We start from the raw sequence: 19,654 nt of genomic DNA on the forward strand, positions 1-19,654 counted from the left end.
GCGAGTTGAGCGGACCTGTGGCCGCTCGACGCCCGCCATGGCGGTCGCCTAGCGACCACCGGGGTGTCCTAGCGACCACCGGGGTGTCCCAGCGGCCACGAGGGTGCTCGAGCAGACGTACGGCCGCTCGACGCCCACCGTGCCGGGCGTCCAGCGACCACATCGGGCGTCAGGCGTCCGCACCACCCGGTCGCGTCCTCGCCGTCGCCACGGAGGCCCGGGAGCGCGCCACGCCGCGCGATCGGGGCCGTACGTGCGGCGTGTCGGCGCGAGGGTGCGAGGGCGCCGGTTCGTAAACCACTGGCGTCACGGGATAGAGTGCTCACCAGTGGCCACCACGTCTGACACCCCTGCGCCCGGACCCGTCCGGACCTGTGTGGGTTGCCGGACCAGGGCTGCTGCGAACGAGCTGCTGCGCGTGGTCGTGGGCTCGGACGCCGAGGGTCGACCGGCCCTGGTGCCCGATCCGCGCCGCCGAGCACCCGGCCGGGGAGCGCACGTCCACCCCACGCAGGAGTGTTGGCAGCTCGCGGTGCGACGCCGAGCCTTCCCCCGGGCCCTCCGCTCGGGAACCGGGCTCGACACCGCGCCGGTGGAGGAGCACCTCACGCTGCTGCTCGCCGCGCACGCACCGCCGTCCGAACCACAGCACCACCGACCAGAAACTGGAGCACGCAGCTCATGAGCACTCGATGAGTCACTCGCGATGAGTTTGCACACCCACTAGCTGTTCCGTTTCCCCTCCTTCTGGGGTCACGGACCAGAAGGAGCGAAAGACAACCGTGGCAAAGACCCGAGTCCACGAACTCGCCAAGGAGTTCGGAGTCGAGAGCAAGTTCGTTCTCGAGAAGCTCAAGGAGATGGGGGAGTTCGTCAAGTCGGCGTCGTCGACCGTCGAGCCCCCCGTCGAGATGCGCTTCAAGAAGCAGTACGGCGAGGAGCTGAAGGCCGCATCGGCCGCCGCCCCCGCCGCCGACGCAGCGTCCGAGGCGCCGGCCGAGAAGCCGGCCGCCAAGAAGGCCGCTCCCAAGCCCGGCCCGAAGCCGGCGCCGGTCGCCGAGACCCCCGCGCCCGCCGCGGAGGCACCTGCTGCCGCCGAGCAGCCGGCCGCCCCGGCGACGCCGGCCGCCCGCCCCGGCCCCAAGCCCGGCCCCAAGCCGGCCGCCGCGGAGCCGCAGGCCCCGCGCACCGAGCCCGAGGCACCGTCCGCCCCGGCCGCGCCCGCGGCCAAGGCGCCGTCCCCGGCCCCGCGCCCGGTCGGCAGGCCCGGCGCCCCGCGCCCGGGCAACAACCCGTTCGCCTCCAGCCAGGGCATGGGCTCGCGCCCTGCCCCGCGTACTCCCGGTGGCGACGACAACCGTCCGCCGCGTCCGCCGGCCGGCGGTGGCGACACGCGCTCGGGCATGCCGCGCCCCAACCCGGCGATGATGCCCAAGTCGCCCGCTGCCTTCGGCAACGGTCCCGGCGCCCGTCCCGCCCGCGGTGGCGCTCCGGGTCGTCCCGGTGCCCCCGGCCGTGGCGGCGCCCCGGGTCGTCCCGGTGGCGCTCCGGGCGGTGCGCCCGGTCGTCCGGGTGGCTTCGGCCCCGCCGGCGGCGGTCGCCCCGGCGGCGGTCGTCCCGGCCAGCGTGGCCAGACCCAGGGTGCCTTCGGTCGCCCGGGTGGCCCGTCGCGCCGTGGCCGCAAGTCGAAGCGGGCGCGTCGTCAGGAGTTCGAGGCCATGGAGGCCCCGACCATCGGCGGCGTGCGCGTCCGCAAGGGCAACGGCGAGACCGTCCGGCTGCCCCGCGGCGCGTCCCTGACCGACTTCGCCGAGAAGATCAACGTCGACGCCGCCGCGCTGGTGCAGATGCTGTTCTCGCTCGGCGAGATGGTCACCTCGACCCAGTCGGTGGGTGACGAGACGTTCGAGCTGCTCGCCGAGGAGCTCAACTACGTCGTCCAGATCGTGTCCCCGGAGGACGAGGACCGCGAGCTGCTCGAGACGTTCGACCTCGAGTTCGGCGCCGACGAGGGCGACGACTCCGACCTGGTGGTCCGTCCGCCGGTCGTCACCGTCATGGGTCACGTCGACCACGGAAAGACCAAGCTCCTCGACGCGCTGCGCAACGCCAACGTCGTCGACAAGGAGGCCGGTGGCATCACCCAGCACATCGGTGCCTACCAGGTCCACACCGAGGTCGACGGCGACGACCGTCGCATCACCCTCATCGACACCCCCGGTCACGAGGCGTTCACCGCGATGCGTGCCCGTGGTGCCCAGGCCACCGACATCGCGATCCTCGTGGTGGCGGCGGACGACGGCGTGATGCCGCAGACGGTCGAGGCGCTCAACCACGCCAAGGCCGCCGACGTCCCGATCGTCGTCGCGGTCAACAAGATCGACAAGCCGGACGCCGACGCCACGAAGGTCCGCGGCCAGCTGACCGAGTACGGCCTGATCCCCGAGGAGTACGGCGGCGACGCGATGTTCGTCGACGTCTCCGCGAAGGCGGGCCTCAACCTCGACAAGCTGCTCGAGGCCGTCGTGCTCACCGCCGACGCGTCCCTGGACCTGCGGGCCAACCCCGACCAGGACGCCCAGGGCCTCGTGGTCGAGGCGCACCTCGACCGTGGCCGCGGCCCCGTCGCGACCGTGCTGGTCCAGCGCGGCACGCTGCGGGTCGGTGACTCGATCGTCGCCGGTCCGGCCCACGGCCGCGTCCGGGCGATGCTCGACGAGCACGGCAACGAGATCACCGAGGCCGACCCGTCGCGTCCGGCGATGGTGCTGGGTCTCTCGGCGGTGCCGGGTGCGGGCCAGAACTTCATCGTGGTCGAGGACGACCGCATGGCCCGCCAGATCGCCGAGAAGCGCGAGGCGCGCGAGCGTGCGGCCATGCAGGCCAAGCGTCGCGTCCGCCGCAGCCTCGAGGACTTCATGGCCTCCATGGAGAAGGGCGAGAGCCAGGAGCTCAACCTCATCCTCAAGGGCGACGTGTCCGGTTCGGTCGAGGCGCTCGAGGACGCGCTGTCGCAGATCGACGTGGGCGACGAGGTGTCGCTGCGCGTCATCGACCGCGGTGTCGGTGCGATCACCGAGACCAACGTCGACCTGGCCGCCGCCTCCGACGCGATCATCATCGGCTTCAACGTCCGCCCGCAGGGCAAGGCGACCGAGATGGCCGACCGCGAGGGCGTGGAGATCCGGTACTACACCGTCATCTACCAGGCCATCGAGGAGATCGAGGCCGCGCTCAAGGGCATGCTCAAGCCGGAGTACGAGGAGGCCACCCTCGGTCAGGCGGAGATCCGCGAGATCTTCCGCTCGTCGCGGGCCGGCAACATCGCGGGCTGCATGGTCACCTCGGGTGTCATCCGGCGCAACGCCAAGGTGCGGGTCATCCGGGACGGCTCGGTCGTCCAGGACAACCTCGACCTCGCCTCGCTGCGCCGCGAGAAGGACGACGCGTCCGAGGTCCGCGAGGGCTTCGAGTGCGGTCTGGTGCTCCGGAACTTCCAGGACATCAAGATCGGCGACATCGTCGAGTCCTTCGAGATGCGCGAGATCCCGCGCAGCTGATCGACCGGCGCTCCGGCGCCGCGCACGGCGTCTGTTCAGTGATCCCCGGTCAGCCGGGGATCACTGAACATGTCGGCCCGTGCAACGCCTGACAACTTCAGCGATCCCCGGTCAGCCGGGGATCGCTGAAGACGCTTCTGAGAGAGTGAGCACCATGAGCAACCCCCGCGTCCGCAAGATCGCCGACCGGATCCAGGTCGTCGTCGCCGAGATGCTCGAGCGCAGGATCAAGGACCCGCGCCTCGGCTTCGTCACCGTCACCGACGTGCGCGTCACCGGCGACTCCCAGCAGGCGTCGATCTTCTACACCGTCCTCGGAAGCGAGGACGACCTCGCCAGCACCGCGGCCGCGCTGGAGTCGGCCAAGGGCGTGATCCGCTCCGAGGTCGCCAAGCAGCTCGGCATGCGGATCGTCCCGACCCTGACCTTCATCCCCGACGCCCTCCCGGAGAGCGCCCGTGCGCTCGACGAGGTGCTGGCCCGCGCCCGCCAGCAGGACGAGGAGGTCGCCGCGCGCCGCGTCGAGGCCTACGCCGGTGAGGCCGACCCGTACAAGAAGCCGCGTGAGGTCGTCGACGAGGACGACCTGGACGACGACGAGGACCTCGACGACTGATGGCCGACTCCGGACTGGTCGTGGTCGACAAGTCCGCGGGCATGACCTCCCACGACGTCGTCGCGCGGGTGCGCCGGCTCGCCGGCACCCGCAAGGTCGGCCACGCCGGCACGCTCGACCCGATGGCCACCGGCGTGCTGGTGCTCGGGGTGGAGCGGGCCACGCGGTTGCTCGGGCACCTGATGCTGACCGAGAAGGCCTACGACGCCACGATCCTCCTCGGCGTCGCGACGACGACCGACGACGCCGAGGGCGAGGTCACCGCCACGGCGGCGACCGACGGCCTCGACCCCGACGACGTGCGCGACCAGCTCGCGCGGTTCGTCGGTGACATCGAGCAGGTGCCCACGGCCGTGTCCGCGATCAAGGTCGACGGCAAGCGGGCCTACGCCCGCGTCCGCGACGGGGAGCAGGTGGAGCTCAAGGCCCGCCCGGTCACGGTCCACGAGCTCGTCGTCCACGAGGTGGCGCTGCCCGAGGTGCGGATCTCGCTGCGCTGCTCGTCCGGGACGTACGTCCGCGCGATCGCCCGCGACCTCGGCGCGGCGCTCGGCGTCGGTGGCCACCTGACTGCGTTGCGGCGCACCGCCGTCGGTCCGTTCGACCTGGCGGTGGCCCGCACCCTCGAGCGGCTCACCGACGACTTCGGCGTCGTGCCGATCGCCGACGCGGCCCGGGCGTCGTTCCCGGGCGTGGACCTCCACGAGGAGCAGGCCGCCCACGTCCGGTTCGGGCGCGGTCTCGACCTGGTCCTCCCCGGGGAGGGACCGCACGCGGTCTTCGCCCCGGACGGGACCTTCCTCGCGCTCTACGAGCAGCGCGGCGCCGAGGCCCGCCCGGTCGCCGTCTTCGTCTGATCGCGCCAGTAGGCTGCGGCCGTGCAGATCTGGCGAGACGTCGACGACGTGCCGGCCGACCTCGGCCGCACGGTCGTCAGCATCGGCAACTTCGACGGCGTCCACCGCGGGCACGCCCACGTGCTGCGGCAGGCCCGCGAGACCGCGACCCGGCTGGGTGTCGACACGGTCGTCGCGGTCACGTTCGACCCGCACCCGATGGCCGTGCTGCGACCCGAGCACGCCCCGCCCACGCTCACCTCGATCGAGACCCGCGCGCGGCTGCTCGAGGGTGCCGGGGTCGACGCGATCCTGGTGGTGGGCTTCGACCGGGAGATCGCCGGCTGGTCGCCGGAGGAGTTCATCGACCGGGTGCTGGTCGACGGGCTGCACGCCGCGGCGGTCGTCGTCGGCTCCAACTTCCGCTTCGGCGCCAAGGCGGCCGGTGAGGTCGCCACGCTGGTCGCCGCCGGCGGCTCCCGCGGCTTCGAGACCGTCGGGGTGGCCCTCGACGGCGGCCCGCAGGTCTGGAGCTCGACCTACGTGCGCCAGTGCCTGGCCACCGGTGACGTCGCCGGCGCGTCGGAGGCGCTGGGCCGCCCCTTCACCGTGCGCGGCACGGTCGTCGAGGGGGACAAGCGCGGCCGCGAGCTCGGCTACCCGACGGCCAACGTCCCGGTGCCGCCGGTCGACGCCGCGCCGGCCGACGGCGTCTACGCCGGCTGGCTGACCCGGCTCGACACGGGCGAGCGCTACCCCGCGGCGATCTCCGTCGGCACCAACCCGACCTTCGAGGGCGAGCGCGAGCGGCGGGTCGAGTCCTACGTCCTGGATCGCGACGACCTCGAGCTCTACGGCGTCGAGGTCGAGGTCGCCTTCACCGAGCGGCTGCGCGGGATGGTGAAGTTCGACGGGATTGACGCGCTGCTGGAGACGATGGCCGACGACGTCGTCCGGGCGCGCGAGGTCCTGGGTGCCTGAGCGGCACGATCGCGTGGAGGACTGGTTCCTCGCGCACGGCTTGCCCTACTTCGTCGCCGAGGAGCGAGCCGCCGCCCGTGCGGGCCTGCGGCCGCGCCGCCTCGCCACGCTGTTGCTGGCGCTGCTGGTGCTGGCCGGCGCCGCCGGCCTCGCGGCGTACGTCTCGGACACCTATGCCGCCGGTCCTGCGCTCTGGATGTCGGTCGGTGGCCTCGCGCTCCTCTGGTACGCCCTGACCGCGCTCCGGGCCAGGCCGATCGTCGGCTTCGCGGTGTCGAACACCCTCGGCAGCCTGCGCTTCATCGCCCCGATGGCGTCGCGGGCGCTGCCCCTCCTGCTGGTCTTCGTGACCTTCCTCTTCGTCAACGCCGAGGCCTGGCAGATGACCAGCAACCTCCCCTTCGGCCTGCTCTGGTCGACGGTGCTGCTGATGTTCGGTCTCGCGGTCCTGTTCCTGCTGGTCCGACTGCCGGAGGAGGTGGACCGGGTCGACGACCAGGTCGACGACGACTTCGTGGTGCGCACCTGCGCCGGGACGCCGCTGGAGGCCGCGAGCCGTGAGGTGGCCGCCGATCCGTCCGTCGACCCGCAGGACCACGCCCAGGTCTCCGGCTTCGAGCGGTGGAACCTGATCCTCGTCCTGCTGGTGATCCAGTCGGTCCAGGTGCTGCTGCTCTCGACGACCGTGTTCGTCTTCTTCATGCTGTTCGGCTCGCTGGTGATGCAGACCGACACCCAGCTGGCCTGGACCCAGCTGCGGAGCCTCGACCACCTTCCCGGCCTGTCGAACCTCACGCTCTCGCTGGTGAAGGTGTCGCTGTTCCTCGCATCGTTCAGCGGCTTCTACTTCACGGTCTCGGCCGTCACCGACGACACCTACCGGCGACAGTTCTTCTCGGTGGTCGAGAGCCAGCTCGAGCGGGCCGTGGGCATGCGGGCGGTCTACCGCGCGACGCGCGAGCGCGCCTGACCCCTCACGCACCGCTCGGAGGCGGGACACGCCCGGACGCGACCGTGGGCGGTGCGTGAGGGGGACTCCTGCAGCTCGGAATCCCCGTCACGCACCGCCCACGGGTGGAACGGGGTGGTGCGGGTGGTGCTGGGTCGGGTCAGGCGTCGAGGTCCTGCTCGACCAGCGCGGCGATCGCGTCGACCGCCGCCTCGTCGTCGCCGGCGACCTCGACGGTGTCGCCGTGGCCGGCGCCGAGGGTCATGATCATCAGCGACGAGCTGGCGTCGACGCCGTTGATGGTGACGTCGGAGCCGAGCTCGCCGGCCTTCTCGGCGATGATGGCGGCGGGGCGGGCGTGCAGGCCGACGGCGGAGCCGACGACGACGGACTTGCTGGGCATGGTGCTCCTTCGGGTGGGGAGTGTGTCGGGTCGTGCGGTGGGTCAGACGGTAGCGAGGTCGGCGTCGGTGCGGCCCAAGCTCTTGAGGACGATCACGAGGGCGGCGCTGACGAGGACGCCGGCGAGCAGCGCCACGAGGAACCAGATCTTGTTGTCCACGGCGAAGAGCACGAAGATGCCGCCGTGCGGGGCGCGCAGCCCCACGTCGAGGCCCATCGAGAGCGCTCCGGTGACGGCGCTGCCGGCCATGATCGACGGGATCACGCGCAGCGGGTCGGCCGCCGCGAACGGGATCGCGCCCTCGGTGATGAACGACGCGCCCATCAGCCAGGCGGCCTTGCCGTTCTCCCGCTCGGGGACCGTGAAGAGCCCGGGGCGTACGACGGTGGCGAGCGCGAGTGCCAGCGGCGGCACCATGCCGGCGAGCATGACGGCGGCCATGACCTTGAGCTGCGGGGCGTCCGTCGCGGTGGCGGCGGCGCCGAGACCGGCGGTCGCGAAGGCGTAGGCCGTCTTGTTGAGCGGGCCGCCCATGTCGAAGGCCATCATCAGGCCGAGGATGACGCCGAGCAGGACCGCGGAGCCGCCGCTCATGCTGTTGAGGCCGTCCGTGAGGGCGGACATCAGGCTGGCGAGCGGCTTGCCGAGGACGACCACCATGACGAACCCGGAGATGAGGGTCGCCAAGAGCGGGATCACCAGCACGGGCATCAGCCCGCGGGCCCAGGTCGGGACCTTCCACGAGGCGATCCAGTGAGCGGCGAGACCGGCGAGGACGCCGCCGATGATGCCGCCGAGGAAGCCGGAGTTGAGAGTGCCGGCGATCGCGCCCATCACGAAGCCGGGGGCGATACCGGGGCGGTCGGCGATGGCGTAGGCGATGTAGCCGGCGAGCGCCGGCACGAGGAAGCCGAACGCGGCCGCTCCGAGGGTGAAGAACAGCGCGCCGAGGTAGGCGAAGAACGAGCTGCCGGCGAGCGCGTGGTCGAGGCCGAGCTCGTTGACGTCGGGCAGGTTGAACAGCGTGTTGTCGACCGCGATCGACTGGCCGTCGTTGACGATCTCGTAGCCGCCGAAGAGGAAGCCGAGCGCGATCAGCAGACCACCGGCCGCGACGAACGGGATCATGTAGGACACGCCGGTCATCAGCACGCGGCGGATCCGGCCGCCCCATGACTCGTCGGCGGCGTGGCCGGCGCCGGCGGACGACGCCTCGCCCTCGACCTTGGGTGCACTGGCCGGGTCGGCGGCGTAGCGCAGCGCCTCGGCGACCATCGCGTCGGCGTCGTCGATCGGGCGCTTCACGCCGCTGCTGACCATCGGCTTGCCGGCGAAGCGGCCGCGGTCGCGGACCCCCACGTCGACGGCGAAGATGACGGCGCCGGCGGCGGCGATGGTGTCGGGGGACAGGGGGGTCGACCCGGCCGAGCCCTGCGTCTCGACCTGGAGGCGTACGCCCGCGCGCTCGGCGGCGGCCTCGAGGGCCTCGGCTGCCATGTAGGTGTGCGCGATGCCGGTCGGGCAGGCGGTGACCGCCACCAGCGACGGCTTCTCCGACGAGGCCGCGGCGGCAGCGGGTGCCGCGGCGGCAGCGGCAGGAGCGGCGGCAGCGGCAGGAGCGGCGGCAGCAGCGGCCGGTGCGGCGGCGTGCTTGGCCGGCGCCGGCTCGCCGAGCTCGTGGGTGACCAGGTCGACGACGTCCTCGTCGGTCTCGGCGGCGCGCAGGGCGTCGGTGAAGGCGGGCTTCACCAGCGCGCGGGCCAGCTTGGTGAGGATGGTGAGGTGGTCGGCGTCGCCACCGGCGGGCGCGGCGATGAGGAAGGCGATGTCGGCCGGGCCGTCCTTGGCGCCGAAGTCGACCGGCGGCTCGAGCCGGGCGAACGCGAGCGTCGGGACCTCGACGCCGGCGGTGCGGCAGTGCGGGATCGCGATGCCGCCGGGCAGGCCGGTCGCCGAGGTGGACTCGCGGGCGAACGCGTCCTCGACCAGCTGGTCCTTGTCGGTCGCGCGGCCGGCGTCGTCGACGACGCCGGCGAGCGCCCGGATCACGTCGTGCTTGTCGGAGCCCCAGTCGGCTCCGAGCCGCACGAGTGCGGTGGTGATGAGGTCGGTCATGCGATGACTCCCAGTGCGGTGACGCCGACGAGCTCCGTGCGGAGCTGCGAGGGCAGGGGGATGGTGGTGCCGGGTAGGCCTGCGGCGGCGCTGCCGTAGGAGACTGCGAGGGCGAGGCGGTCGGGGGCGGCGAGCCCCCGGATGTCGCCGAGGAGGTAGCCGAAGAGGCTGGAGTCACCGGCGCCCACGGTGCTGACGACGGTCGTGGGCGGAGGGGTGGCGTGCCAGGCACCCTCCTCGGTCACGAGGACGGCGCCGTTGCCGCCGAGGGTGGCGAGGACGGCCCCGACCCCCCGGTCGACGAGCTGTCGGGCCGCGGCCGCGGCGGCGGCCGGATCGGACTCGAGGGTGTCGGCGTCGCCCCCGGTGAAGGAGGCGAGCTCCTCGCCGTTGGGCTTCATCAGGTCGGGGGCGGCGTGCGGGAGCGCGTCGACCAGGGCCTGGAGCGGTGCCTCGGAGGTGTCGACCGCGACGTGGCCGCCGGCCTCGCGCAGCCGGCGTACGAGGTCGGCGTAGAACGTCGGCGGTGCGCCCGCGGGCAGCGAGCCGGCCAGCACGGTCCAGGACGCGGAGGCGGCGCGGACCAGGACGGCCTGGGCCATCAGCTCGAGGTGGAGCGGCAGCACCTCGGCGCCGGGGGAGTTGAGCTTGGTCGTCGTGCCGTCGGGCTCGGTGATGGTGAGGTTGACCCGTACGTCGCCGGCGGGCTGGACGGGTCGGCAGTCGATGCCCGCGCCGAGCAGCTCGAGGACGAACGGGTCCTCCTTGGCGGCCGGGACCACGGCGATGCTGGGGATGTCGGCGCTGACCGCCGCGCGGGAGATGTTGACGCCCTTGCCGCCGGCCTGCGAGGTCACCGAGGCGACCCGGTGGACCTGGCCGCGGACCAGCTCGCCGTCGAGGGCGACGGTGCGGTCGATGCTCGGGTTGGGGGTGAGGGTGAGGATCATGCGACCACCACCTCGATCCCGGCCTGCTCGAGCGCCCGGCGGTCGGCGGTGTCGGTGGCGCCGTCGGTGACCAGCGCGTCGAGGCTGTCGAGGGTGGCGAACCGGACCGCGGTCTCCACGCCGAACTTGGTGGAGTCGGCCAGCACGACGGTGCGCCGTGCGCACGCGATGATCGCCCGCTTGGTGGCGGCCTCGTCGGCGTCGGGCGTGGTGAGGCCGTGACCGACGGTGATGCCGTTGGTGGCGACGAACGCGACGTCGGCACGCAGCTCGTGCAGCGCGGTGACGGTGTCTGCGCCGACCGCGGCGTGCGTGGTGGGCCGGACCCGCCCGGGCAGCAGGTGCAGCTCGATCTGGGGGAGACCGGCGAGCCGGGTCGCGACCGGGACCGCGTGGGTGATCACGGTCAGCCGGTGGTCGCGGGGGAGGGCGGCGGCGAAGCGGGCCGTCGTGGTGCCGGCGTCGATGACGACCACCGAGTCCGGCGGCGGGAGCAGCGCGACGGCCGCCGCGGCGATCGCCTCCTTGGCCTGCGTGTTGCTCTGGTCGCGCTCGCCGATCCCTGATTCGATGACGGTGAGCGAACCGGCGGGGACCGCCCCGCCGTGCACCCGTCGGACGAGGCCCATCCGGTCCAGCGTCGACAGGTCGCGGCGCACGGTCTCCGTGGTGACCTCGAACTCCCCGGCGAGCTGCACCACCGACAACCGACCGCGACGACTGATCAGCTGGGCCATCGCCTGCTGGCGTTCCTCGGCGTACATCGGTCCTCCTCTCGGGGATCTGTGTATGTGTTGTTTTAGTCCCGAATGTGTTGCTTGTCAACCATGGCGTGTTCTACGGTGTGTCCATGACCACACCCGCCAGCACCACCCTGAGCGGGACCCCGGTCGTTCCGGGTGTCGCCGCCGGACCCGTCCTCCACGTGCGCGGCGAGGTCTCGCCGGACGCCATCGCGCGCTACGGCGAGGGCGACTTCGCCGACGCCGATGCCGCGCTCGCCGGCTACGACGAGGCGGCCGCCGCCGTCGCCGCGACCTTCACCGAGAAGGCCGCCTCGGCGCAGGGGGCCGCGGCCGAGGTGCTGACCGCGAGCGCCGGCCTCGCTCGCGACAAGGGCCTGAGGTCAGCGGTGGCGAAGAACCTCCAGGCCGGCCAGGGTCCGGTCGCGGCGGTGCAGGGCGCGGTCGAGCAGTTCGTCACGATCTTCACCAACATGGGCGGCCTGATGGCCGAGCGGGTCACCGACCTGCGCGACATCGAGCGCCGCGTGGTCGCCCACCTCGTCGGTGAGCCGGCGCCCGGGGTGCCGACGCCGTCCGAGCCGTCGATCCTCGTCGCGGAGGACCTCGCTCCGAGCGACACCTCCGGCCTCGACCCCGCGCTGGTCACCGCCCTCGTCACCGAGCGCGGCGGCGCCACCAGCCACACCGCGATCATCGCCCGCCAGCTCGGCATCCCCTGCGTCGTCGGTGCCGCGGGCATCACCGAGCTGGCCGAGGGGACCTTCGTCGTCGTCGACGGCGAGGCCGGCACCATCGAGCAGGGTGCCGACCGTGAGGAGGCGTCGGCGCGGGTGGAGGAGAGCCGCCGCCTGCGCGAGGAGCTCGCCGCCTGGGACGGCCCGGCGGCGACCGCCGACGGGATGCCGGTCAAGCTGCTCGCCAACGTCGCCGACGGGCCGTCCGCGGAGTCGGCCGGCGTCGAGCCGGTCCAGGGCGTCGGCCTGTTCCGCACCGAGCTGTGCTTCCTCAACCGCAAGGACGAGCCGGGCGTGGAGGAGCAGGCCGACATCTACGCCGGCGTCCTCGCGCCCTACGCCGACGGCCGGTACGTCGTCGTCCGCACCCTCGACGCGGGGTCCGACAAGCCCATCGCCTTCGCGACCCACGAGGGCGAGGAGAACCCCGCCCTCGGCGTGCGTGGCCTCCGGCTCAGCTTCGACAACCCGGGCCTGATGGACCGCCAGCTCGACGGCATCGCCGCGGCCGCGGAGCGTACGGGCACCGAGACCTGGGTGATGGCGCCGATGGTGGCCACCGTCGCCGAGGCCGCCGACTTCGCGGCGAAGGTGCGCGCCCGGGGCCTCAAGCCCGGGGTGATGGTCGAGATCCCGAGCGCGGCGCTGCTGGCCCACCGGATGCTCGAGGTCGTCGACTTCCTCTCCATCGGCACCAACGACCTCACCCAGTACGCGATGGCCGCCGACCGGATGGCCACCGACCTCGCCCACCTCACCGACCCCTGGCAGCCGGCCGTGCTCCAGCTGATCGCCATCACCGCCCACGCGGGTGCCGAGGCCGGCAAGCCGGTCGGCGTCTGCGGCGAGGCCGCCGCTGACCCGCTGCTCGCGACCGCCCTCATCGGCATGGGCATCACCTCTCTGTCGATGGCGGCACGCGCCGTCCGCCCGGTCGGCGCACAGCTCGCGCGGGTGAGCTTCGAGACCTGCGAGATCGCCGCCGAGGCCGCCCTCGGCGCCCCCGACCCGATGGCCGCGCGTGCGGCCGTACGCGAGGTGCTGGGCCACTGACGCCCGACGCCCACCGACCCCTACGTCACCCGGAGGAACCGATGACATCTGCCTACGACCGCTACCGCGCGGCCGACGACGACCGACCGGACCAGGCGTGGGCCTGGCTGCTGCACGGAGCGGGGGAGGACAACATGGGCGCGGACGGCGCGCCCGAGCGGGTGCCGGTGCCCGAGCCCGCCGCCGACCAGATGCTGGTGCGGATCGACAGCGTCGGCCTGTGCTTCTCCGACGTGAAGATCATGCGCCAGGGCGGCAGCCACCCCAAGCTCTACAACCGCGACCTCGCGAAGGACCCCACCCGCCTCGGGCACGAGGTCAGCCTCACCGTGGTCGAGGTCGGCGACGAGCTGGCCGACCGCTTCCACGCCGGCCAGCGGCTCGCGGTGCAGCCCGACATCTACCAGGACGGGAAGAGCACGGCCTACGGCTACACGATCCCCGGCGGGCTCATCCAGCACCACGTGATGGGCACCGAGATGCTCGACACCGACGACGGTGTCTGCCTGCTGCCGCTGCCCGACTCGATGGGCTACGCCGAGGCCTCCACGCTGGAGCCGTGGGGCTGCGTGATGGCGGCCTACACCCAGCGGCGGCGCCTCGAGCCGAAGGCGGGCGGGACCATGTGGATCGTCGGGCGCCCCGGCGACGAGCGGGACTACGAGTTCTCGGCCGGGCTCGACGCCCCGTCGACCATCGTCCTGACCGACGCACCTGCCTCGGTCGCCGCGCTCGTCGAGGGCACCTCGGCCACCGTCGTCGTCCGGGACGGCCTCGGCGCCGACGACTACCAGGCGCTGGTCGACGAGCTGACCGACGGTGCCGGCTTCGACGACATCGTCCTGCTCGACCCCCGCTCTGCGACGACCGCGGGCGCCGTCGCGACCCACATCGCCCGGCGCGGCACCCTCAACCTCGTCGGCGAGACCGCCCTGGACGGCCTCGTGGACCTCGACGTGGGGCGCCTGCACTACGACTACACCGCCTACCTCGGCGGCCGCGGCCCCGACATCGCCGCGTCCTACGGCGAGGCGCGCAACCGCTGCGACCTGCGCTCGCGCGGCACCACCGTCTTCGTGGGTGCCGGCGGCCCGATGGGGTTGATGCACGTGCAGCGAGCGATGCAGCAGGCCGACGGCCCCCGCACGATCGTCGCCACCGAGGTGAGCGACGAGCGGCTGAGGAGCCTCGTGGACCGGCTCGGCCACCTCGCGGCGGACAACGACTGCGAGCTCGTGACCTTCAACTCCCAGACCTCGGAGCAGTCGCTGCACGACTTCGTGATGGAGCTGACCGACGGGCGCGGCGCCGACGACGTGGTGGTCAGCGTCCCGATCTCCGAGGTGATGGCCGAGGCCGACACGATCATGGCGCCGGACGGCATGCTCGTCTTCTTCGCGGGCGTCCCCAACGGCACCCTGGCGCCGATGGACCTGAGCCGGGTCTACCTGGCCAACGCGCAGTACACCGGCACGTCCGGCCTCACCATCCACGACCAGCAGCAGGTGGTCGACCTGGCCGAGGCGGGCGAGCTGTCGCCCGGGTCGATCGTCGGTGCCGTCGGCGGCATGCGCGCGGCGAAGGACGGCCTGGCCGCGCTGGTGGAGGGTCGCTACTCCGGCAAGGTGCTGATCTTCCCGCAGATCCACGACCTGCCCCTGATGGGCCTCGACGAGCTGGCCGAGAAGCTCCCCGAGGTCGCCGCGAAGCTCGGCCCGGGTGGCACCTGGAACGGCGACGTGGAGCGGGCGCTCTTCGACAGCCAGCTGGGCGGCTGAGTCCGCCGCGCGACGTCGTACCCCGTGGTCGTGGAGCCCCCGAGCCGCCAGACGGCTCGGGGGCTTCGTGGTCATGGGGAGTCGCCCTCTACCCAAAACCAAGCATTCGGGCAAAAAACGTGCCCGAATGCTTGGCAACGTGCCCGAGTGTGATGTTAACTACAGGCAACATGTGATCGGGGTCACCCGACGTTCTTCTGGAGGACACACAGCATGGCGACGACAACCACCACCCCGGCGGGCACCACGTCCGCACGGGTCCGCGTGCAGAAGTTCGGCACGTTCCTCTCCAACATGGTCATGCCCAACATCGGCGCCTTCGTGGCGTGGGGCCTCATCACCGCACTGTTCATCCAGGTCGGCTGGATCAACCTCGGCGGTGGCGACAACGCCTGGCTGGCCGACGACAGCTGGGTCGCGAAGATCGGCGGCTGGGGCGAGTACGCCACCGGCGGCATCGTCGGCCCGATGATCAAGTACCTGCTGCCGACCCTCATCGCCTACACCGGCGGCAAGATGGTCTACGACAACAACATGCGCGGCGGCGTCGTCGGCGCGGTCGCCTGCTTCGGCGTCATCGCGGGCACCGAGGTGCCGATGTTCATGGGCGCGATGATCATGGGTCCGCTCGGTGGCTGGTCCATGAAGAAGATCGACGCGATCTGGGACGGCAAGATCAAGCCCGGCTTCGAGATGCTCGTCAACAACTTCTCCGCCGGCATCTGGGGCGGGATCCTGGCGACGCTGGGCTTCTTCGCCCTCAGCCCGGTCCTGACCTGGGTCGCCGACCGCTTCGGCGACGGCGTCGAGTTCCTGGTCGACAACAACCTCCTGCCGTTCGCCTCGATCGTCATCGAGCCGGCCAAGGTGCTGTTCCTGAACAACGCGCTCAACCAGGGCGTCCTGACGCCGCTCGGGCTCCAGGAGTCGGCCGAGTCAGGCAAGTCCATCCTGTTCCTGCTCGAGGCGAACCCCGCCGCCGGCCTCGGCCTGCTGCTCGCCTACATGGTGTTCGGCAAGGGCCTCGCGAAGGCGTCCGCCCCGGGCGCGGCGATCATCCACTTCTTCGGCGGCATCCACGAGGTCTACTTCCCCTTCGTGCTGATGAAGCCCAAGCTGATCGTCGCGATGATCGCCGGTGGTGCGACGCAGATCCTGATCAACGTGATCTTCGGCAGCGGTCTGCGCTCGCCGGCCGCCCCCGGCTCGGTGTTCGCGGTCTACATCGCCGCGCCGACCGACCTCACCAACCTGCTCGGCGTCACGTTGTCGATCATCGGCGGCGCGGCGGCCAGCTTCGCGGTGGCCGCGATCATCCTCAAGACCGACAAGACCGAGGAGGCCGACGACGAGCTGGTCCACGCCACCGCGTCGATGGAGTCGATGAAGGGCAAGCAGTCGATCGCCTCGTCCATGGTCGCCGGCAGCGGCACTTCCGCCACGGCCACCAAGGAGATCCGCAGCATCGTCTTCGCCTGCGACGCCGGCATGGGCTCGTCGGCGATGGGTGCCTCGGTGCTCCGCAAGAAGATCCAGTCGGCCGGGCACGACGAGGTCACGGTGGTCAACAAGGCGATCGCCAACCTCGACGACAGCTACGACCTCGTGGTGAGCCACCAGGACCTCACCGACCGCGCCCGGGAGCGCACGCCGTCCGCGGTCCACGTGTCGGTCGACAACTTCATGGGCAGCCCGCGCTACGACGAGATCGTCACGATGATCGACGAGGGCAAGCGGGCCTGACCGGCCCGCGCTAGAACACCCCCGCACGAGAACACCCCCGCAGGAAATCACCCCCGAACCGGCCCGGCCCTCCGCACGGAGGGCCGGGTCGACCACCCTCACCGCCGCGCACCGGCGTGGTGGGATGGGGAGCACCGACCGACACCGAGGCACACGGAAGAGGAGCGAGACGCACATGGGCGACGTACTGAGCAGGGACTCGATCGTGCTGGGCGGGCGGGCCCGCGACCGCGAGGCGGCCATCACCGAGGCGGGCGAGCTGCTCGTGGCGTCGGGCGCGGTGGACGCGTCCTACGTCGCGGCGATGCACGAGCGCGAGGGGTCGGTCTCGACCTTCATGGGCAACGGGCTGGCCATCCCGCACGGCACCAACGAGGCGAAGGCGCTGATCAGCCGGACCGCGATCTCCTTCATCCGCTACGACGAGCCGATCGACTGGAAGGGCAGCCCCGCCCGCTACGTCGTCGGCATCGCCGGGGCCGGCGACGACCACCTGACCGTGCTCCAGGCGCTGGCCGGCGCCTTCACCGACGACGACCAGATCGCCGCGCTCGACCGGGCACAGACCCCCGACGACGTGCTCGCGGTCCTCGGCGACGTCAGCACCTGACCCCACCCCACGACCCGAGCGACGGGCCTCCGCCGGACCACCGGCGGGGGCCCGTTCGCGTCAGCAGGCGGTGACGGCCACCGGAACGCCGTTGAGCGCGGCGTTGCCCGAGACGTCGAGCAGCTCGGGGTCGGTCAGGTCGTTGACCGAGACGCCCGGGACGTCGCGGCTGCGGCCCATCAGCACGCCCTCGCGGGCGTGGCCGTAGCCGTGGGGGAGCGAGACCACGCCCGGCATCAGGTCGTCGGTGGCGGCCACCTCGACCTCGACCGAGCCGACCCGCGACGTGACCCGGACCCGGGCGCCGTCGACGAGGTCGCGCGCGGCCAGGTCCGCGGGGTTCATCAGCAGCTGGTGGCGCGGGCGGCCGCGGGTGAGCCGCTCGGAGTTGTGCATCCACGAGTTGCAGTCCTGCTTGTGGCGTCGCCCGATCAGCAGCAGGTCGTCGGTCGTCGGGACGTCGGCGGCGTCGAGGCGCCGGACGTCGGCGACCACGAGGTCCGGAGCGAGGTCGAGACGTCGGTCCTTCGTGCGCAGCCGCTCGGGGAGCTGCCCGGCCCGCAGCGGCCCGAGGTCGATGCCGGACGGGCGGGCCCGCAGCTTCTTCAGCGTCACCCCGCTGGAGCCGCGTCGCAGCAGCTGGCCGACGAGGAAGGTGGGGCTGGCGGTCAGCCGGGCGCGCTGGACCAGACGCTTCTTGAGCGGCGCCTTCCGGCTCAGCCGCGCGGTGGTGCGCAGGGTGATCTCGCGGAAGATCTCCCAGTCGTGGCGCTGGTCGGCCTCCTTCTCGAAGACCGCGGGGGTGAAGCGCGCGGTGTCGCGCACGGCCAGCAGGTGGAAGACCAGGTCGTAGTGGTCGCGCTCGAGCGCGGTCGTCGGCGGCAGGATCACGTCGGCGTGGCGGGTGGTCTCGTTGACGTAGATGTCGACCGCCGCCATGAAGTCGAGGCCGGCCAGCGCGGTGTCGAGCCGCCCGCCGTCGGGCGTGGACAGCACCGGGTTGCCGGCCACGGTCAGCATCGCCCGCACCTGCCCCTCGCCGGGCGTCTCGATCTCCTCGCGCAGCGCCGACACCGGCAGCTCGCCGGCGGTCTCCGGGAGGCCACGCACGCGCGAGCGCCAGGCGTCGTGGTGGCCCCGGCCGATCAGGCCCGTGCCGACCGCGTCGATCGCGGGGGAGGTGAACATCGCGCCGCCGACCCGGTCCAGGTTGCCGGTGAGGACGTTGAGGCAGTTGACCGCCCACTGGCACACGGTGCCCCACGGTCCGGCCGAGACGCCGATGCGGCTGTAGGCGACACCGCCGTCGGCGGCGGCGAGCGCCCGGGCCAGGCGGCGTACGTCGTCGGCCGGGAGGCCGCTGACCTCCTCGGCGCGCTCGGGGGTGAAGGGCGCGACGAGGTCGACGACCGCCGCGAGCCCGTCGGCGTACGCCGCGACCGCCGGCGGCTCGGGGGTCTCGGCGGTCAGGACGTGCAGCATCGCCAGCAGCACCCACGCGTCGGTGCCGGGGCGGACGAAGTGGTGCTCGTCGGCGACCTTCGCGGTCTCGGTGCGGCGTGGGTCGAGCACGACCATCCGCCCGCCGCGGGCGCGCAGGTCGCGGACCCGCTGCGGGAAGTCGGGCACGGTCATCAGCGACCCGTTGGACGCCATCGGGTTGGCGCCGACGACGAGGAAGAACGACGTCCGGTCGATGTCCGGGACCGGCAGGAGCAGCTGGTGCCCGAACATCAGGTGCCCGACGAGCTGGTGGGGGAGCTGGTCGACCGAGGTCGCGGAGTAGCGGTTGCGGGTCCGGAACGACTTGAACATCGCGGTGCCGTGGGTCATCGACCCGAGGCTGTGCGCGTTGGGGTTGCCGAGGTAGACGCCGAGCGCGTCGTCACCGTGCTCCTCGATCACCCGGGCCAGGTTGTCGGCGACCAGGTCGAACGCCTCGTCCCAGCCGATCTCCTCCCAGCCCGACCCGACGCGACGCACCGGACGGCGCAGCCGGTCGGGGTCGGCGTAGACGTCCGCGATGGCGACGCCCTTGGGGCACACGTGGCCGCGCGACAGCGGGTCGGCCGGGTTGCCGCGCACGCCGACGACGTCGCGCCCCTCGATCGTGAGCTCGAGGCCGCAGATGGCCTCGCACAGGTTGCACACGCCGATCCGCTTCTCACCGCTCGCCATGCGGCCGATCGTGCCACCCTCCGCAGAGGTGGTGACACGCCCGCGCCGGTGGGGGGAGACTCCACGGCGCTCCGCCCCGCCCGGGGCGGGACCGCCGACAGAACGGAGCACGTGATGGGATTCGGAGGGCCGATCGGCCTCATCGTCATCGGACTGATCCTCGCGCTGGCCTTCAACGACCAGCAGGTCGGTCCGCTCGAGATCCCCACCATCGGCTGGATCCTCGTCCTGGCCGGTGCGCTGTGGCTGGTGCTGACGCTCGTCCAGCAGAACACCCGGCGCCGCCACACGACGACCGCCACGACGACCGACGCCCAGGGTCGCCAGGCCACGACCCAGCGCACCAGCGAGTCCGACCCGCCGCCGCCGGCGGTGTGATCACCCCGCGGCGTTCTCCTCCTC

At 72.4% G+C, this 19,654-nt stretch carries 16 protein-coding genes; 11 read left to right on the forward strand and 5 right to left on the reverse strand.

Features of this window, described 5'->3' with window-relative positions:
• Window positions 1-376: 376 nt before the first annotated feature.
• The 6 genes from KDN32_RS06940 to KDN32_RS06965 all read left to right on the forward strand — a co-directional run bounded on the left by KDN32_RS06940 (window position 377) and on the right by KDN32_RS06965 (window position 6,963).
• A complete protein-coding gene (locus KDN32_RS06940; protein WP_307853996.1) occupies window positions 377-685 on the forward strand; it encodes a YlxR family protein in 309 nt (102 codons plus the stop codon).
• Window positions 686-782: 97 nt separating this feature from the next.
• Window positions 783-3,560, forward strand: a complete 2,778-nt coding sequence (gene infB, locus KDN32_RS06945) for a translation initiation factor IF-2 (protein WP_211731313.1) — start codon at window positions 783-785, stop codon at window positions 3,558-3,560.
• Between the two features lie 154 nt (window positions 3,561-3,714).
• Window positions 3,715-4,176 (forward strand): 30S ribosome-binding factor RbfA, encoded by a 462-nt coding sequence (rbfA, locus tag KDN32_RS06950; RefSeq protein WP_211731314.1) that lies wholly within the window; start codon window positions 3,715-3,717, stop codon window positions 4,174-4,176.
• Window positions 4,176-5,033 carry a tRNA pseudouridine(55) synthase TruB gene (gene truB / locus KDN32_RS06955; protein ID WP_211731315.1) on the forward strand — a complete coding sequence of 286 codons (858 nt, stop codon included), beginning with the start codon at window positions 4,176-4,178 and terminating at the stop codon, window positions 5,031-5,033. Before rbfA ends, truB begins: the two co-directional genes overlap by 1 nt.
• A 21-nt stretch (window positions 5,034-5,054) precedes the next feature.
• On the forward strand, window positions 5,055-5,993 hold the full coding sequence (locus tag KDN32_RS06960; RefSeq protein WP_211731316.1) for a bifunctional riboflavin kinase/FAD synthetase: 939 nt from the start codon (window positions 5,055-5,057) through the stop codon (window positions 5,991-5,993).
• Window positions 5,994-6,006: 13 nt separating this feature from the next.
• A complete protein-coding gene (locus KDN32_RS06965; protein ID WP_307853795.1) occupies window positions 6,007-6,963 on the forward strand; it encodes a hypothetical protein in 957 nt (318 codons plus the stop codon).
• Between the two features lie 139 nt (window positions 6,964-7,102).
• On the opposite strand, the gene KDN32_RS06970 is transcribed toward KDN32_RS06965, so the two are convergent.
• Genes KDN32_RS06970 through KDN32_RS06985 form a run of 4 tightly spaced genes read right to left on the reverse strand, consistent with a single transcriptional unit; the run spans window position 7,103 to window position 11,174 of the window.
• The gene (locus KDN32_RS06970) at window positions 7,103-7,345 is read right to left on the reverse strand and encodes an HPr family phosphocarrier protein (protein WP_211731318.1); all 243 of its coding nucleotides are present in this window, start codon (window positions 7,343-7,345) and stop codon (window positions 7,103-7,105) included.
• A 42-nt stretch (window positions 7,346-7,387) separates the two neighbouring features.
• A complete protein-coding gene (locus KDN32_RS06975; RefSeq protein ID WP_211731319.1) occupies window positions 7,388-9,460 on the reverse strand; it encodes a PTS fructose transporter subunit IIABC in 2,073 nt (690 codons plus the stop codon).
• Complete coding sequence (locus tag KDN32_RS06980) at window positions 9,457-10,410, reverse strand: 1-phosphofructokinase family hexose kinase (RefSeq protein WP_211731320.1); 954 nt, start codon at window positions 10,408-10,410, stop codon at window positions 9,457-9,459. Before KDN32_RS06980 ends, KDN32_RS06975 begins: the two co-directional genes overlap by 4 nt.
• A complete protein-coding gene (locus KDN32_RS06985; RefSeq protein WP_211731321.1) occupies window positions 10,407-11,174 on the reverse strand; it encodes a DeoR/GlpR family DNA-binding transcription regulator in 768 nt (255 codons plus the stop codon). The genes KDN32_RS06980 and KDN32_RS06985 overlap by 4 nt, the downstream gene beginning before the upstream one ends.
• An 86-nt stretch (window positions 11,175-11,260) precedes the next feature.
• On the opposite strand from KDN32_RS06985, the gene ptsP reads away from it, so the two are divergent.
• The 4 genes from ptsP to KDN32_RS07005 all read left to right on the forward strand — a co-directional run bounded on the left by ptsP (window position 11,261) and on the right by KDN32_RS07005 (window position 17,074).
• Complete coding sequence (ptsP, locus tag KDN32_RS06990) at window positions 11,261-12,943, forward strand: phosphoenolpyruvate--protein phosphotransferase (protein ID WP_211731322.1); 1,683 nt, start codon at window positions 11,261-11,263, stop codon at window positions 12,941-12,943.
• A 41-nt stretch (window positions 12,944-12,984) separates the two neighbouring features.
• Window positions 12,985-14,721, forward strand: a complete 1,737-nt coding sequence (locus tag KDN32_RS06995) for a zinc-binding dehydrogenase (protein ID WP_211731323.1) — start codon at window positions 12,985-12,987, stop codon at window positions 14,719-14,721.
• A 213-nt stretch (window positions 14,722-14,934) separates the two neighbouring features.
• Window positions 14,935-16,464 (forward strand): PTS mannitol transporter subunit IIBC, encoded by a 1,530-nt coding sequence (locus KDN32_RS07000; RefSeq protein ID WP_249216375.1) that lies wholly within the window; start codon window positions 14,935-14,937, stop codon window positions 16,462-16,464.
• Window positions 16,465-16,639: 175 nt separating this feature from the next.
• Window positions 16,640-17,074, forward strand: a complete 435-nt coding sequence (locus tag KDN32_RS07005; protein ID WP_249216376.1) for a PTS mannitol transporter subunit IIA — start codon at window positions 16,640-16,642, stop codon at window positions 17,072-17,074.
• A 60-nt stretch (window positions 17,075-17,134) separates the two neighbouring features.
• Here KDN32_RS07005 and KDN32_RS07010 read toward each other — a convergent pair whose 3' ends face one another.
• The gene (locus KDN32_RS07010) at window positions 17,135-19,252 is read right to left on the reverse strand and encodes a molybdopterin-dependent oxidoreductase (RefSeq protein ID WP_211731325.1); all 2,118 of its coding nucleotides are present in this window, start codon (window positions 19,250-19,252) and stop codon (window positions 17,135-17,137) included.
• A gap of 114 nt (window positions 19,253-19,366) precedes the next feature.
• Between KDN32_RS07010 and KDN32_RS07015 the strand changes: the two genes are divergently transcribed.
• Complete coding sequence (locus tag KDN32_RS07015) at window positions 19,367-19,630, forward strand: DUF6458 family protein (RefSeq protein WP_211731326.1); 264 nt, start codon at window positions 19,367-19,369, stop codon at window positions 19,628-19,630.
• Window positions 19,631-19,654: the final 24 nt, after the last annotated feature.

Origin of the sequence: Nocardioides palaemonis, from assembly GCF_018275325.1 — a bacterium.
GTDB lineage: Bacteria > Actinomycetota > Actinomycetes > Propionibacteriales > Nocardioidaceae > Nocardioides > Nocardioides palaemonis.

Bases quoted from the DNA above. Each gene is read 5' to 3' on its own strand.
- KDN32_RS06995 (WP_211731323.1), top strand. From the start codon at position 12,985: ATGACATCTGCCTACGACCGCTACCGCGCGGCCGACGACGACCGACCG.
- KDN32_RS06975 (WP_211731319.1), bottom strand. From the start codon at position 9,460: ATGACCGACCTCATCACCACCGCACTCGTGCGGCTCGGAGCCGACTGG.
- KDN32_RS06980 (WP_211731320.1), bottom strand. From the start codon at position 10,410: ATGATCCTCACCCTCACCCCCAACCCGAGCATCGACCGCACCGTCGCC.
- KDN32_RS07005 (WP_249216376.1), top strand. From the start codon at position 16,640: ATGGGCGACGTACTGAGCAGGGACTCGATCGTGCTGGGCGGGCGGGCC.
- KDN32_RS07015 (WP_211731326.1), top strand. From the start codon at position 19,367: ATGGGATTCGGAGGGCCGATCGGCCTCATCGTCATCGGACTGATCCTC.
- KDN32_RS07000 (WP_249216375.1), top strand. From the start codon at position 14,935: ATGGCGACGACAACCACCACCCCGGCGGGCACCACGTCCGCACGGGTC.
- KDN32_RS06985 (WP_211731321.1), bottom strand. From the start codon at position 11,174: ATGTACGCCGAGGAACGCCAGCAGGCGATGGCCCAGCTGATCAGTCGT.
- truB (WP_211731315.1), top strand. From the start codon at position 4,176: ATGGCCGACTCCGGACTGGTCGTGGTCGACAAGTCCGCGGGCATGACC.
- ptsP (WP_211731322.1), top strand. From the start codon at position 11,261: ATGACCACACCCGCCAGCACCACCCTGAGCGGGACCCCGGTCGTTCCG.
- KDN32_RS06970 (WP_211731318.1), bottom strand. From the start codon at position 7,345: ATGCCCAGCAAGTCCGTCGTCGTCGGCTCCGCCGTCGGCCTGCACGCC.
- KDN32_RS07010 (WP_211731325.1), bottom strand. From the start codon at position 19,252: ATGGCGAGCGGTGAGAAGCGGATCGGCGTGTGCAACCTGTGCGAGGCC.
- rbfA (WP_211731314.1), top strand. From the start codon at position 3,715: ATGAGCAACCCCCGCGTCCGCAAGATCGCCGACCGGATCCAGGTCGTC.